Origin of the sequence: Tabrizicola sp., assembly GCF_030694085.1 — a bacterium.
Taxonomy (GTDB): Bacteria; Pseudomonadota; Alphaproteobacteria; order Rhodobacterales; family Rhodobacteraceae; genus Tabrizicola.
Genome location: NZ_JAUXZE010000003.1, coordinates 1 through 14,511 on the forward strand (window position 1 = coordinate 1; position 14,511 = coordinate 14,511).

At 64.0% G+C, this 14,511-nt stretch carries 15 protein-coding genes; 5 read left to right on the top strand and 10 right to left on the bottom strand.

All coding sequences use genetic code 11. The annotated features are described in order from the left end of the window. Nucleotides 1–419: 419 nt before the first annotated feature. From Q8M85_RS00170 to Q8M85_RS00180, 3 genes are all read right to left on the bottom strand, one after another. A complete protein-coding gene (locus tag Q8M85_RS00170; protein ID WP_305538906.1) occupies nt 420–1,637 on the bottom strand; it encodes a DUF6538 domain-containing protein in 1,218 nt (405 codons plus the stop codon). A 69-nt stretch (nt 1,638–1,706) separates the two neighbouring features. Further along, nucleotides 1,707–1,913, bottom strand: a complete 207-nt coding sequence (locus tag Q8M85_RS00175; RefSeq protein ID WP_305538907.1) for a hypothetical protein — start codon at nt 1,911–1,913, stop codon at nt 1,707–1,709. Next, complete coding sequence (locus tag Q8M85_RS00180; protein ID WP_305538908.1) at nt 1,900–2,067, bottom strand: hypothetical protein; 168 nt, start codon at nt 2,065–2,067, stop codon at nt 1,900–1,902. The genes Q8M85_RS00175 and Q8M85_RS00180 overlap by 14 nt, the downstream gene beginning before the upstream one ends. 110 nt (nt 2,068–2,177) lie before the next feature. Between Q8M85_RS00180 and Q8M85_RS00185 the strand changes: the two genes are divergently transcribed. Next, nucleotides 2,178–2,891 carry a hypothetical protein gene (locus Q8M85_RS00185; protein ID WP_305538909.1) on the top strand — a complete coding sequence of 238 codons (714 nt, stop codon included), beginning with the start codon at nt 2,178–2,180 and terminating at the stop codon, nt 2,889–2,891. A gap of 75 nt (nt 2,892–2,966) precedes the next feature. Here Q8M85_RS00185 and Q8M85_RS00190 read toward each other — a convergent pair whose 3' ends face one another. Together Q8M85_RS00190 and Q8M85_RS00195 are read right to left on the bottom strand one after the other, a co-directional pair. Next, entirely contained in the window at nt 2,967–4,373 is a 1,407-nt protein-coding gene (locus Q8M85_RS00190) for a sensor histidine kinase (RefSeq protein WP_305538910.1), read from the bottom strand. Next, on the bottom strand, nt 4,366–5,037 hold the full coding sequence (locus tag Q8M85_RS00195) for a response regulator transcription factor (RefSeq protein ID WP_305538911.1): 672 nt from the start codon (nt 5,035–5,037) through the stop codon (nt 4,366–4,368). Before Q8M85_RS00195 ends, Q8M85_RS00190 begins: the two co-directional genes overlap by 8 nt. A gap of 301 nt (nt 5,038–5,338) precedes the next feature. Here Q8M85_RS00195 and Q8M85_RS00200 point away from each other — a divergent pair, with 301 nt between their 5' ends. From Q8M85_RS00200 to Q8M85_RS00215, 4 genes are all read left to right on the top strand, one after another. Beyond that, nucleotides 5,339–6,388, top strand: coding sequence for an ABC transporter substrate-binding protein (locus Q8M85_RS00200; RefSeq protein ID WP_305538912.1), 1,050 nt, complete (start codon nt 5,339–5,341; stop codon nt 6,386–6,388). Between the two features lie 113 nt (nt 6,389–6,501). Further along, on the top strand, nt 6,502–7,446 hold the full coding sequence (locus Q8M85_RS00205) for a tripartite tricarboxylate transporter substrate binding protein (RefSeq protein ID WP_305538913.1): 945 nt from the start codon (nt 6,502–6,504) through the stop codon (nt 7,444–7,446). Beyond that, complete coding sequence (locus Q8M85_RS00210) at nt 7,443–7,931, top strand: tripartite tricarboxylate transporter TctB family protein (protein WP_305538914.1); 489 nt, start codon at nt 7,443–7,445, stop codon at nt 7,929–7,931. The genes Q8M85_RS00205 and Q8M85_RS00210 overlap by 4 nt, the downstream gene beginning before the upstream one ends. Before the next feature lie 3 nt (nt 7,932–7,934). Beyond that, nucleotides 7,935–9,449 carry a tripartite tricarboxylate transporter permease gene (locus Q8M85_RS00215; RefSeq protein WP_305538915.1) on the top strand — a complete coding sequence of 505 codons (1,515 nt, stop codon included), beginning with the start codon at nt 7,935–7,937 and terminating at the stop codon, nt 9,447–9,449. Nucleotides 9,450–9,511: 62 nt separating this feature from the next. On the opposite strand, the gene Q8M85_RS00220 is transcribed toward Q8M85_RS00215, so the two are convergent. The 5 genes from Q8M85_RS00220 to Q8M85_RS00240 form a co-directional block, all read right to left on the bottom strand. Beyond that, nucleotides 9,512–10,234, bottom strand: a complete 723-nt coding sequence (locus Q8M85_RS00220) for a proteasome-type protease (RefSeq protein WP_305538916.1) — start codon at nt 10,232–10,234, stop codon at nt 9,512–9,514. Between the two features lie 52 nt (nt 10,235–10,286). Then, nucleotides 10,287–11,093 (bottom strand): transglutaminase family protein, encoded by an 807-nt coding sequence (locus tag Q8M85_RS00225; protein ID WP_305538917.1) that lies wholly within the window; start codon nt 11,091–11,093, stop codon nt 10,287–10,289. After that, nucleotides 11,093–12,043, bottom strand: a complete 951-nt coding sequence (locus tag Q8M85_RS00230) for an alpha-E domain-containing protein (protein WP_305538918.1) — start codon at nt 12,041–12,043, stop codon at nt 11,093–11,095. The genes Q8M85_RS00225 and Q8M85_RS00230 overlap by 1 nt, the downstream gene beginning before the upstream one ends. A 187-nt stretch (nt 12,044–12,230) precedes the next feature. Next, on the bottom strand, nt 12,231–13,622 hold the full coding sequence (locus Q8M85_RS00235) for a circularly permuted type 2 ATP-grasp protein (protein ID WP_305538934.1): 1,392 nt from the start codon (nt 13,620–13,622) through the stop codon (nt 12,231–12,233). Nucleotides 13,623–13,766: 144 nt separating this feature from the next. Then, the gene (locus Q8M85_RS00240; RefSeq protein WP_305538919.1) at nt 13,767–14,498 is read right to left on the bottom strand and encodes an SDR family oxidoreductase; all 732 of its coding nucleotides are present in this window, start codon (nt 14,496–14,498) and stop codon (nt 13,767–13,769) included. Nucleotides 14,499–14,511: the final 13 nt, after the last annotated feature.

A 14,511-nucleotide genomic window follows, 5' to 3' on the forward strand; every position in this document is an offset into this window, starting at 1 on the left:
CGGCCTCCAGCGCCACACGGGCCTTGAAACCAGCGTCATGGTTCCTGCGTTTCTTCATATCCTGATCTCCTCGTTCTTGGAGACCAGCAGACGTCAGATCGTAGCTTCCGTCACTGCCCGATTTTCGGGGACTAGCTCAAACTTCACCTGAGCCCTTCAGCAAGTCCTTCATCAACCTTCAGGAAACGACAAAAAAAGGAAAGCGGTCCCCCCGGCAGCCGAAGCCACCGGGAGGTTCTTGATGGGTCACCCCAGCTTTTTGCTCACCACATAGTCTGCCAGCACCTGCCAATAGTGGCTGGCGTCCCGGAACCCCTGCGCCCGAGCAGCTTGATCTTCTGCCCTCGAACGAGAAAGACCGCCATCATGTTGCATGATAGCGGCCCTCTCTTCGAACGCGTCGATGTCTGGGATTGGATCTAGTGGCGGCACGGTAGCCCCACCTTCTCCACGATCTCCCGCTTCTGCTCGTCACTGATCCCGGCAGAGTAGATGCCATACGTCATCCTGTTTTCGGACCTAGCCGACTGGTGACCCACGATGGACGCCGTAAAGTGTTCCGGCACCCCTGCCCTCTCGCACTCGGTTACGAACCACTTCCTGCTGGAATGGAACACGACTCCCTGCCTGTTGATCCCCGCCTGCTCCCTCAGCACACTGAAGCGCTTGGTGACCATGTTGACCGAGAGGCCTGGAAACAGCCTCCCAGTAGTCGGGAGAGCCGTCAGGAGGGGTGTCAGACTTGAGTGCAAGGGAACGATACGCTCCGCTGCATCCGTCTTCAGGGATCGAACCTCGTTGGGTCTTATCCAGGCGAACCAGCCCAGATTGCCCTTCCAGATCAGATCGTCCCTGACCAGCCCCACGGCCTCCCCTGCCCTCATTCCTGAGAGCAAGCAGACGCGTAGAGCCACCCCTATCCGTGGGTCGTCCAGGCTGAGCAGGCGTAGCACCTCCTCATCTGTAAGAGCCTCATAGTGCTGTGGCTTTCCCTTCCCCTCAACCCTAACCGTCTTGAAGGGGTTGCTGGCAAGCTGACCCTCGTAAACGGCCCAGTCAAGGAAGTGGCCCACCTGACTGACGATCCTCCGCTGTGTCTGCGGACTGATCCTCTCCCCCTCACTCAGTGCCAGTAGTCGCTCCAGCGGGTAGCCCTTGGTCCTGTAGGACTTCCCAACGTGCTTGCCGAGCAGGGCCACCTTGCGGGTGAAAGCTAGGGCATCCTCTCGTGTGACTGTCCCAATCGGCCTCTTGCCGAAGGCTGAGACGAACAGCCCCACTGAGAAGCGGACCGACTTGAAGCCACCGTGCTGCAGTTCGTTAGAGCGGCGGTTCAAGTACTGCTTCCCCAGCTCCCCCACGCTGACCCGGCCTACGATAGTCACCTGCGTGAAGGCTGGAGCAACGATCTTCACGGGCTGCGGCTTCTCCACCACCTGCCCCGACTTGGCCTTGGTGATGATCTCCTCATACTTGGCGTTGACCTCTGCGGCCCTCGCCTTGGCTATCCGAGCGTCCCCGGTCTTGAGTGACTGCTTGTAAGCCTGCCCTAGCAGCGGCTGCAGTTCCTTCGGGTAGTTCCTCCGAAAAAGCCACGTCTGCTGCTTGAGATAGGCGTACTGGATACGTACAGACATGCGTCCTCCATCTGGGGCCTTCGCCCCATTTCCTGGTTGCTTCCGATTTTTCCGATTGTTTTCTTCGGCCTACTGGGACTCTAGAGTTCCCAGCGGCACCTCTGAGGGGTCTAGGACCCTGATAACCATCGAGAGTTCCGGTTCCCCGTACTCCCCCTGAAAAGGCCCCGTGAGGGCCTGACCTGTGATGCAGTCCTCGTAGACCTCCTCCACGCGGAACCAATGCTCCGGGACGTCGTCGAAGGCTCTGATCAGCACGACATCACCGGGTTCCATTGAACCACCCTGCCTTCAGCGCCTCCTTGAACAGGGCCATCGCAAGGTCCTGACTGACCTGCTTTGCCACCAGCAGAAGCACGAAGAGGCCGACCGACCCCCGTGCAGCAATGAAAAGACCCCCGGCTGAGCCGAGGGTCAAGATCGTCTTCATGGTATAAGCTCCTGTATCTACTACCTAATTAGATACAGGAATGGCCTCAATTTTACCGGATTTCTCGGCCACAGATCGATCGTCAACATTCTTCGACAAAGTGGGGGACGATGAACGAATTGATCGACCATGGTTCAGGCGGCATTGGAGGAAGAAGCCTGAAGGTTCAAGTTGCGCTTGCTGCACTAGGACGCCGGAGGTCCAGCTTTCCTCTGAGCACACTGCTACTGCTCTGCCTTAGCCAACCTACACTGTCTGAAATAACGAGAGAGCCAACCAAAGAAGAGGGAGAAGCGCTGGACAGCTTCGCCACAAACCAAGGAATTCCATCTCAAGAGATTGCCGACAGGTGGATGGCCTGCACGTCGCAGGGGGCGAGCGATCCGGTAGAGTGCACTAAATTGATCCCGACACCCAAGTGGGTACCTTACATCGGCAAGGACCCTATCTCCGATGCACTTACGGCAGGTGTTTTTTACACTACGGCAGCAGGAGGCCTTGTGAGCCTAGTTTGCGGTGGGCAGGACGGTGTAGAGACTGCTGTAAGTGTTACAACTCCTTTCTACATTTCTATCGATGCGCCGCAGGTGGTGACGAGGTTGGACGAAGGAGAAGCAGAAGAAAATGACGTGTGGTCTCGTTCCGCCGACGGGATGGCTGCGGAACTGAGAGGAAAACCGGCCGAAAAGTTGATCGCCTCGCTGAAACAGGCAAGAAAGTTCGCTTATCGGATCACCAGCGAGACAGGCAGCGATACCCAAGTTATTGATGTAGCCGCACTCTCTAACGAAGGGAGAACTGTCATCGAAGCGTGCGGTTGGTAGGGCCTTTTGATGATCCGTTGATGCCCCACCCGTTGCCCCACTGCCAACGAGCCCGGCATCATTCCGGTACCCGTCCTACCTCGGGCTTCGAATCCTAGCGCCCCAGCCAACCATTTCCCTTTCGCCCGCCAGCGTGATGCGGACGGCGAGTCCCTTGCCCAAGGGACCCCGTTCAAGTCCGATGCGTGCACCCAGGGCCTGAGCGATCTCGGCGACGATGTGAAGCCCCAGACCCCGCGTGCCGGACCGCATCTCACGCCCGGGCTGCAACCGGGCACGCAGATCGGCGAAGGCGCTGTCACTTAAGGCTGGACCGGTGTCGGTGACCAGAAGTTCCAGGCCGTCGGGCCCGTGATCCGCGACGTGCAGGGTGACCATCGTGTCCTTGGGACAATGGGTCAGCGCATTGCCGATGAGGTTGCGCAGAAGCTCGCCCAGCAGGACGTCCTCGGTCAGGGCCTTCGCGCATTGCGGACCGTCGTAGCCAAGGTCCTGCCCAAGTCGGACCGCCTGCGGTAAAAAGTCGGCAGTGACGCCGCGCGCAAGGGCGGCGACATCGACCTCGGCCAGCACGGGACGGGTGCCGCTCGCCTCGACCCGGGCAAGAAGCAGAAGCTGCGCCAGGACGCGCTCGATGCGGACCAGGGCAGAGTCCGCCTTTTCCAAGGCATTGGACGCGTTTGATTTTCCAGACACCGCGATCTGCGTGCGGGCCACTGTCAGCGGTGTGCGTATCTGGTGGTTGGCGTTGCTGGCAAAGTTCTGCAAGGCCGCCATTGCGTGTGACAGACGGACAAGAAAGCCGTTCAGGGCATCGACCACGGGGCGCAGTTCCGCAGGAGCATCGGTTTCGATGGGGGTCAGGTCATGCGGTTCGCGGTCGGCGATGGTGCGAGAGAGCCGGTCAAGCGGGCGGAGCGCATAGGTAGCGACCGTCCAGGCGACAGCGGCGGCCCCGGCGATGAGGCCGGCGATGCGCAGGGCAGAGCGGGTCAGGATCGAAGAAGCAAGCGCTTCGCGGGCGCGGGTGGTTTCGGAGACGGTGACGGTGAATGGCAGGGTGCCCTCGCCGGTCGTAAGGTCGCGCCTGAGGGTGGCGGTGCGGATCGAGACGGACTTGTAGATCGCGTCGGTCAGGGCAGTTCCTTGGTCCGCACTTACAGAAACTGGCGCAAGATCCTGATATCCTGTCAGAAATCCTTGTGGTCCGTCGACCCGGTAGAAGACCTGATCCTGGGCGGTTGACGACAGCATATCCAGCGCCGAGAACGGAATCGTAACCGAAAGCCGGCCCGAGGCGTCAACGCTGACCCCTTCGGCGATCGCCATCGCAGAGCCGACGAGAACCCGGTCGGACACGTCGCGCGCGGTTCTTTGCGCCTCGATGCGGGTGTCGATGAGGGCAAGCGCGCCGATGGCGGCCGTGGCAAGGACGAGCCAGACAAGGATCGTCCGGCGAAGCGAGGCGGGGCGGTCATCCACCGGGGCGTTCCAGGAGATACCCGAGGCCGCGGGCAGTGCGCAGGGTCAGGCCGTGGGGACCCAGGCGGCGGCGCAGCCGGCTTACGTATTGTTCGATCGCGTTGTCGGAGAGGCTGTCATCAAGCGAGGTAAGCGATTGGACTATGGCATCTTTTCCGACGACACGCCCGGCGCGCAGGAAGAAAAGCTCCAACAGGGCCAGCTCACGCGGTGGCAGGTCCAGGATCTCGTCCCCCACGTTGAAGCGGCGGGCGGCCATGTCGAAGCGGACCGCACCAATCTGCAATTCCGACGCGTGGTGGCCGGCCTGACGACGAAGGACGGAACGGACGCGGGCTTCAAACTCGCCGACGTCAAAGGGTTTGACCATGTAATCGTCGGCGCCCAGGTCGAGGCCCGCAATCCGTTCGGCCGGCTCGCCTCGGGCGGTAAGTATCAGAATTGGAACGGGATTTCTCTTTGCCCGGAGTGAGCGAAGAACGGAAAGGCCGTCCTTTTCCGGCAGATTCAGGTCAAGGATCACAAGATCGAACCGTTCAGCCCCGACCAGGCTTTCAGCCGAAAGACCGTCGTGGGTGACGTCGAGAGCATAGCCCGCGCCGACGAGAAGCGTGGTCAGCGCCTCGGCCAGGGGCAGGTCGTCTTCGACAAGCAGGATTCTCATGCCGTCGAGCCTAGGACAGGTGGTCGTGGTTGAGAAAGAGCGAAGGCAGGCGGGTCTCGCGTAGCAGGATCACCCCGCAACTTCTTGTTTACGCGACCAATCCCACGGCCATTGCCGTAGCCACCTGTCTTCCTTTCGGTCTTCCTGTGGACTCCCCCCGTCTCTTTGGTCGAAAACACGCGGGAACAGCAATGCTGTTCACCGAATCGCGGCTCGTCGATGACTTCGTCACTAATCGCGCGGGGCGCTCTGCATGAAGCTGCGATTGCCGGGGCGCGGACGTTGCGGCTAGGCTGGTCCCATGTGGAGACTGCGCGCCTTGCTGGTCTGTCTCGCCTTCCCCTCCGGGGCGGAAGTCGTGGTCTTTCCGGCGCCTGACGGCGGCGAGCGAGAGCTGGTGGTCTATTCGTCGCTCGACTCACCCCTTGCCCGCCCGCTTGTCGAGGCGTTCCAGCGCCAGAGGCCGGACGTCACCGTTCGCTACGAAGACCTGCTGACCGGAGAGATCGCGGAACGGGTGGTTCAGGAGACCGACGCAGGAGGAAAGCCCACGGCGGACCTGGTCTTTTCCTCGGCTATGGACGTGACGGTGAAACTGGCCAACGACGGTTATGCCCGTGAGGCAGACGTGCCGGGGGCCGCGGCCTGGCCGGATTGGGCGGCGTGGCGCAGCATGGTCTTTGCGCTGACCTTCGAGCCGGGGGTGATCGTCTATCACCGGCCCTCGTTTCCCGATGGCCCCCCGGACACCAGGGCCGCGCTGATCGACTGGCTGGAGACGGCCCCGAAAGGCCAGATCGGGACCTATGACATTGCACGCTCGGCGGTGGGCTATCTGTACCTGATGCGGGATCAGGAGCATTTCGCCGACCTCTGGCCGCTGGTGCGGGCAATGGGACGGGCCGGGGTGCAGACATTTCCAACCTCGCAGGATGTTATCGACGGGGTGAATTCGGGTCAGCTGAAGCTGGGCTACAACGTGCTGGGGTCCTACGCGGCGGATCAGGCGTCGCGACTGCCGGATATCGGGCTGGTGCTGCCGCGGGATTATGTGGTGGTGATCAGCCGCGTGGCGCTGGTCCCTCGCGCGGCGGCCAATCCAGACCTGGGTGAGGCGTTCCTGGAGTTCCTGATGTCGCGGGAAGGGCAGACGGTGCTGGCCGAACGGTTGCGCCTGCCGGCGGTCAGCCTGGAGGTCCGGGGCAAGGATTCGGCGGCGGCGATGCAGGAGGCTTTGGGGGCGAAGCTGCGCCCGGTCGCGGTATCTCCGGGCCTGTTGGCCTATCTGGATGCAGCCAGCCGGGCGCGGGTGCTGGCCGAGTGGAACGCGGCACTTGAGGGGGGCGAATAGCCATCGGGGACCATGTCAGGTTCGTGACAGGTTGCCGTGGTTTGCTGGTGTCGTTCCGGGGAGGGAGCCCCGGCGGATTCGGCAACCACGGTTGCCCCAAGGGAGGAAACAGGATGAAACACGCAATTCTGGGCGTGGCTTTTGCGGCCGCGCTGGCAGTTCCGGCTTTCGCGCAGGACTACACGATCATGGCCCCGGCCAACCCCGGCGGCGGCTGGGATGGCACGGCGCGTGCGATGCAGGAGGTCTTGCAGGCCGAGGGAATTGCGCCCTCTGTCGAGGTGGTGAACGTGCCGGGCGCAGGCGGGACCGTGGGTCTGGCGCAGTTCGTGGCCGACAGCGGCGGCGATCCGACAAAGCTGATCGTCGGCGGCTATGTCATGGTGGGCGCGATCCTGACCAACGGATCGCCGGTGACGTTGAAGGACGTGACGCCCATCGCGCGGCTGACCGGGGATACCCAGGCGATCGTGGTTCCGGCTGCGTCCGACATCCAGACGCTTGCCGATCTGGTCGAAAAGCTGAAGGCCGATCCGGGCGCGGTCAGCTGGGCCGGTGGCTCGGCGGGCGGCACGGACCACATCACGGTAGGTCTTCTGGCCAAGGCGGCGGGCGTGGACCCGACCAAGATCAACTACATCGCCTTCTCGGGTGGCGGTGAGGCGATGGCGGCGATCCTGGGCAATCAGGTGACGGCGGGCGTTTCCTCGGTCGGCGAGTTCGCCGAGCAGGTGAAAGCCGGGACGATGCGGCTTCTGGCGGTGTCCTCGGCCGAGCGTCTGCCGGGGATCGATGCGCCGACCATCAAGGAGTCGGGCTTCGACGTGGTGCTGGAGAACTGGCGGATGGTCGCGGCTGCTCCGGGCCTGACGCCGGAACAGGTGGCGAAGATCAGCGCAGACATGGAGACGCTGAACGGCTCGGCTGGCTGGACCAAGATGCTGGCCGACAAGGGCTGGACAAACACCTACCTTGCCGGAGATGCCTTCGCCGCACAGCTGGACGCGGACATCGCCGCGACCGAAACGGTGCTGCGCGACATCGGTCTGGTCAAGTGAGCCAGGGGTTCTCCCCCGAACGCCGTCCCAGGGGGGCGGCGTTCATCATTGCGGCCGGGCTTGCAGGACTGGCCGTGCTGCTGCTGCTGGATGCCGCCGGGCTGAAGCAGGACGGCGGCTATGCGGGCGTCGGTCCCGGCGATGTGCCGCGGATCATCGCCTACGGGCTTCTGGTGCTGGCGGTGCTGACCGCGCTGTCGGGGTGGAAGGGTAACCTGCCCAAGCCACCGCGTCAGGCCCCTGCCCCGGTGCTGTGGATTCTCGGCGGGCTCGTGGGTCAGCTGGTGCTGCTGCATGTGGTGGGCTTCGTGATCTCGGGCGCATTGTTGTTCGGGATGACGGCACGGGGCTTCGGGCAGCGCCCCTTGTGGAAGGCGGTGGCCGTCGGGCTGGTGCTGGGCTTCGTGATCTATGGGGTCTTCGACCAGCTTCTTAAGCTGAATTTGCCGGCGGGGCCGCTGGAGCGGCTTATTTTCAGGGGATAGGCGATGGACAGCTTTTCGCTGCTGATGCAGGGCCTGGCCTCGGCGATGGACCCGATGATCCTGCTTTACGCGTTGATCGGGGTGACGCTGGGCACCGCTGTCGGGGTGTTGCCGGGAATAGGCCCGGCACTGACGGTGGCGCTGCTGTTGCCGGTGACCTACGGCCTGGACCCGGCGGGGTCGCTGATCATGTTCGCAGGCATCTATTATGGGGGCATGTACGGGGGGTCGACGACCTCGATCCTGCTGAACACGCCCGGCGAAAGCGCGTCGATCGTCACGGCGATCGAGGGCAACCAGATGGCCCGGCAGGGGCGCGGCGGTCCGGCGCTGGCGACTGCGGCCATCGGAAGCTTCGTCGCGGGTCTGATTGCGACGCTGCTGCTGGCGTTCCTCGCGCCGCAGGTGGTGAAGCTGGCACTGACATTGGGGCCCCGTGAGTACTTTGCGCTGATGGTGCTGGCCTTTGTCACTGTGTCGGCGACCTTCGGCGACAGCGCCTTGCGGGGGCTGACCTCGCTGTTCATCGGCCTTGCGCTGGCCTGCGTCGGGATCGACGGGCTGACGGGTGCGGCGCGGCTGACCTACGGGGTGCCGCAGCTGATGGACGGGATCGAGACGACGACGCTGGCAGTGGCCCTGTTCGCCATCGGCGAGGCGTTGGCGGTGGCGGCGATGCTGACGCCGCCCGACGGGATGCACCGGGTGACGGGCAGCGTGCGGATGACGGCGACGGACTGGCGTCGGTCGTGGAAGGCCTGGCTGCGGGGGACGTTCATCGGCTTTCCCATCGGGTCGATGCCGGCGGGGGGAGCGGACGTGGCGTCCTTCCTGTCCTATGCAGCGGAACGCAAGCTGACCAAGCACCCCGAAGAGTTCGGCAAGGGTGCCATCGAGGGCGTGGCGGGGCCGGAAGCGGCAAACAACGCGGCGGCGGCAGGGACGCTGGTGCCGCTTTTGACACTGGGACTGCCGACGACGGCGACGGCGGCAATCATGCTGGCGGGGTTCCAGCAGTTCGGGTTGCAACCGGGGCCTTTGCTCTTCGTCATGAACGCCGAGCTCGTGTGGACGCTGATTGCAAGTCTTCTGATCGCCAACCTGATGCTGGTGGTGCTGAACCTGCCGCTGATCGGGTTGTGGATCAGGCTGCTGTCGATCCCGCGGCCTTGGCTTTACGGTGGCATCCTGCTGTTTGCAACGCTGGGCACCATCGGGGTCAACCCCTCGCCGGTCGAGTTGGGGATGCTGATCCTGTTCGGCCTGATGGGCTACGGGATGCGGCTTTATGGCTATCCTATCGCGCCTGTGGTGGTCGGGCTGATCCTGGGGCCGATGGCCGAGCAGCAGCTGCGCCGGGCCCTGGCGATTGCGCAGGGCGACTGGACGACGCTGGTCGCAACGCCCGTTTCGGCCACCCTGCTTGGGATTTCGGCAGTGTTCCTGATCGTGCCGATGCTGATGCGGCTGCGAGGACGGGGGCAGGTGCTGAGCCAGGTCGCGGGGGACGCGGACTGACGACCTGATCGAGCAAGCCCGAGCGGTGTGCAGTGAAGACAGCCCCCCGACAAGCCTTCCGACTAGATCGTGATCTTCGCAAAGCCTTCGCGCAGCGCGGTGGACCAGGCGTCGGACATGGCACGGAACTGGGGGTCCCCGGCCTCGATCCGGCGGCGGAGGGTGACCCTCAGAGTGTCGCGTTCGATCACCGCAAGATCGAGCGGCATGCCGACCGAAAGGTTCGAGCGCAGGGTCGAATCCATCGACAGAAGCACGGCCTTCTGCGCATCCGACAGGCTGGTCGTCGGCTTCACCACGCGGTCGAGGATCGGCTTGCCATACTTGTGCTCACCGATCTGAAGGAAGGGCGCGTCCTCGGTCGCCTCGATGAAGTTGCCTTCCGGGTAGATCAGGAACATCCGCATCGTGCCGCCCTTGCGCTGACCGGCGACGATCATGCTGGCGCTGGCGCCTTGAGCGGCGGAAAGCTTGTGGTCAATCTCTGCGCGGACGGACGCCAGCTGGTTGCCGACAATCTCGGCCACCTTCAGCAGGGTCGGTGCCAGCATGATCGACGTATCGGGCGTGGCCTCGGGGTCCTCGATCGCCTCACGCAGCTGGGCGATGGTGGTCTGGGTCACCGACAGGCTGCCTGCGGTCATGATGACGATGACGCGCTCGCCCGGCTCTTCAAAGGTGAACATCTTGCGGTAGGTCGAGATATTGTCGAGCCCGGCATTGGTCCGGGTGTCCGACAGCATCACCATGCCCTCGTTCAGCATGAGCCCCACGCAGTACGTCATTGTCCGTCCCTCGGTTCAAGACCCGTTCCGGGCCCGGCTTTTGAGGTGCAGCCTATTGGGCGGCCTGCTGGATCGCAACCGTCACATCCATCTCTTCGCGCCCGCCGCCGCGCGCGATGCCGCGGATCGGGGCGGCATCCTGGGCATCCAAGCCGGAGCCGAGACGAATGTAGCGGGCGTCAGGGCAGCAGCGGTTCGCGGGGTCGAAGCCAACCCAGCCAAGGCCCGGCACGTGCAGCTCGGCCCAGGCATGCGCGGCCTCGTGCGGGGAGCCGTCTTCCGTGACCGAAAGGTAGCCCGAGACATAGCGCGCAGAAATGCCGCGATGGCGGGCGCAGGCAATCAGTGCGTGGGCATGATCCTGACAGACGCCTTCGCCCAGGGCCAGGGCCTCGGCGGCGGTGGTGTGCGCGTGGGTCACCCCGGGGCGATAGGCAATGGCATCGGAGACGGCGGCGGACAGCGCATGGGACAGGGACAGGGCGTCCGGGGCAGCCACGCTGTCGGCCAGGGCCATCAGTGCCACGTCAAGGCGCGTGGGCAGGGTGTCGCAGAGGTAGCAGTCGGGGGGCACGGATTCACGGTGACCGCGCAGCACGCCGGCGAGGTCCTCGGTCTCGACCGTACCGCGGACATGGACCACGACCTCGGTCACCGGACCGGCGATGGTCCAGGCCTGGATCTGGTCGCCGGCCCCGTCACGGTGCCGCGCGCCCTTGCGGCCGCCCGACACGGTCACCTCCCAGTCGATGACCTTCTGGCCGGAATAGCTGGCAGGTGACAGCCGGTGGCTTTGCACCACGGATCGCACGGGGTGGTCGTAGGTGTAGCGGGTCACATGGTCGACAGTCAGGCGCATCAGCGCATCTCTCCGCTGAGGTAGGCGTCATGGACCGCGTTGGCCAGCCCTGCGGCCTCGGCGATGTAACGGGTCAGGAAATCGTGCAGTCCTTCGTCGAAGATCGCCTCGACAGTGGCGCCTTCAATCCCGGCGTGAAGGTTTTGTGCTGCGAGTTGCGCCTCGGTTTCGCGGCCATAGGCCTTGGACAGGCGGCCAAGGTGGTTGACGAGGCCAGCCGAGCAGGTGGCAAGCGACCGGGGCGACTGCGGATTGCGGATCAGGAAGTCGGCGATCTTCACGGCGGTGATCTCGCCGCCGTAGGCCCAATGGAACGCCCGCTGCGCCCCCATCGCGCGCAGAAGCGTGGACCACTGATAGTTGTCGAGGCCCGAGCCGACGAAATCGACGCGGGGGAGAAGGACGTAATACTTGACGTCCATCAGCCGCGCGGTGTTGTCGCCGCGTTCCAGGTAGTAGCCGATGTTCAGGAAGTTGAACCCGTCGTCGCGCAGAAGCGTGGCGTCAATCGCGCCGCGCAGCATTGCGGCGTGGCGCATGGTCCAGTCGGTCAGGCGCGAAAGCTCAAGCTTGGAGCGCTCCTCGCGTTCCAGCTGGCGCAGTTCCTGGAAGGCGGTGTTGAGCGCGTCCCAGACCTGGGTAGTCAGCGCGGTGCGGACGATGCGGCCGTTCTCGCGCGCGGCGGTTATGCAGGAGGCGATGGACGAGGGGTTGTCGCGGTCGAAGAAGAGGAAGCTTTCGATGTTGCGCTGCACCGGGTCGCCGTATTTCTGGGCAAAGGATTCGGCCATGCCGGTGGCATGGAGCAGGCTGTCCCATTCGCTGCGGTAGCCCTGTGCGCTGGGAAGCAGGCTGATCCGGCTGCCAACTTCCAGAAGACGCGCAACGGTGTCTGCGCGCTCCATGTAGCGGGCGATCCAGTAGAGGTTGTCGGCGGTGCGGCTTAGCATGGCTGGTTTCCCCTCACCCCGGCCCTCGCCCCCAGGGGGAGAGGGTGATCCCGGCCCGTCCGTTCCGCCAAATCCACGCCGTTTGCCCGGGCCCGCCATTGCAGCTTGCGCTTCCCTCTCTCCTTGGGGGAGAGGGTGAGGGGGAAGCGGGCGGCAAGAGAAACGAGAGTTGTCATGTGGGTCCCCGTCATTCCGCCAGAACCCAGGTGTCCTTGACCCCACCGCCCTGTGACGAGTTCACGACCAGTGACCCTTCTTTCAACGCAACGCGGGTCAGGCCGCCGGGGACAAGCTCGATCCGCTCGCCGACCAGGCAGTAAGGGCGCAGGTCGACGTGGCGGGGGGCGACGCCTTCCTCGACGAAGGTCGGGACAGTGGACAGCGCCAGCGTCGGCTGGGCTATGTAGTTGCCTGGGTCTGCGACGATCTTGGCGCGGAAGGCATCGACCTCGGCTTTCGTGCATTTCGGTCCGACCAGCATCCCGTAGCCGCCCGAGCCGTGGACCTCTTTCACGACCAGTTCCGGCAGCTTGTCCAGCACGTAGTTCAGGTCGTCCGGCTTCCCGCATTGCCAGGTGGGGACGTTCTGCAGGATGGGCTCCTCACCAAGGTAGAAGCGCACCATATCGGGAACGTAGGTGTAGACCGCCTTGTCGTCGGCGACCCCTGCGCCGGGCGCCGAGCAGATCGACACGCCGCCCGAGCGGTAGACGTCCATCAGGCCGGGGATGCCCAGCATGCTGTCGGACCGGAAGCACAGTGGGTCGAGATAGGCGTCGTCAATGCGTCGGTAGATCACGTCCACCCGCTGCGGGCCTTCAGTGGTACGCATATAGACGTATTCGCCGTCGACAAAGAGGTCCTGGCCTTCGACCAACTCGACCCCCATCAGGTCGGCCAGAAGCGAATGTTCGTAGTAGGCGCTGTTAAAGTGGCCCGGCGTCAGGATCACCACGGTCGGTTCACCCTCGCACTTGGCGGGGGCCACGCTGGAAAGGGTGCGGCGCAGCTTTTCGGAATAGGTGTCGACGGGTTCGATCCGGTTTTCGCGGAAAAGATCGGGGAACATCCGCATCATGATCTCGCGGCTTTCCAGCATGTAACTTACGCCCGAGGGAGTGCGGCAGTTGTCTTCCAGCACGTAGAAGTCTTCCGGGCCGGTGCGGACGATGTCGACACCGACGATATGGGAATAGACGCCCTTCGGCGGGACGAAACCGGCGACAGCCTTCTCGTAGGCCTCGTTCTGGTAGACCAGGCGCGCAGGGATGCGGCCGGCGCGGATGATCTCGCCCCGGCCGTAGACATCGACGAGGAAGGCGTTCAGCGCGCGCGCACGTTGCTTGATGCCACGTTCAAGTTTTGCCCATTCCGAGCCTGAGAACACCCGCGGGAACATGTCGAAGGGGATCAGGCGGTCAGGATCTCCACCCTCGCCATAGACAGCGAAGGTGATGCCGATGCGGCGAAACAGGGCCTCCGCCTCGGCCTGCTTCAGGCTGCGCAGTTCCTGAGGCATCTGCCCGACCCAGTCCCGAAGGCGCGAATAGGGCGGGCGGACATCGACACCCTGATACATCTCGTTGAACTGCGTCACTCGTGTCCCCCGGGCTTTCCTTTTTCCGAATAGAACAGAGCCGGACAGTGCCGAAAAGGCCCGACACGCGAAATCCGCCAAGGCCGTGATCAAGTGCCCAAGATTTGTGCAAACCCCCGAGGCAGATCAGAGTCGGATGCGCACCCGCCCGCGGCCAAGGACCCGGTCCTTGACCCGGCCTTTGAGCGACCGCTGGATCTGATGTTCCCGGTCGCGGAGGAAGACACGCCCGTTCATCTCGGGCTGCCGCATGAGCGCAAGGGTGGCACCCCATTCGGCAGCCTGGACAGGATCGACGCCGTCCGGGATGCCCTTGCGGGGTTGATGGGTGCCCGGAACCCAGTCGGTGACGACGATGCCAGGAAAACGGTCGCCGAGATCCGCGACCAGCGCCCGCGTCAGGATGCGGAGCGCCCCCTTCGAGACCGAATAGCCGGCGGCCAGCGGCGCGGGGCTGACGTCGGCAAAGGTGACGACATTGATGATCCGGCCCGAGCCGCTGGCCACCATCGCAGGCAGAACCTCGTGGCAGCAGTTGAAGGCTCCGCCAAGGTTGAACTGCACGGTGTCCATGAACGAGGCCGGGGTTTCGTCAAGGATGTCGCGGTCGGGGTAGATTTCCGCGTTGTTGACCAGGATCGTTGGCGTGCCGAGCCTCTCGCGGATCTCGTCAAAGCCGCGGGCGACATCTTCGGGCTGGCGGATATCTGCGGTGATGGACAGCACACCCTCGGCCTGGAACGGCGCGCGCGCAATGCCAGCCACGGCAATGCCGCGCCGGACCAGCGCCAGCGCCAGCTCTTTGCCGATGCCCCAGCTGGCCTCGGTGATCACGGCGACTTCGACAAGTTCGTGCATTGAATTTCCGTTT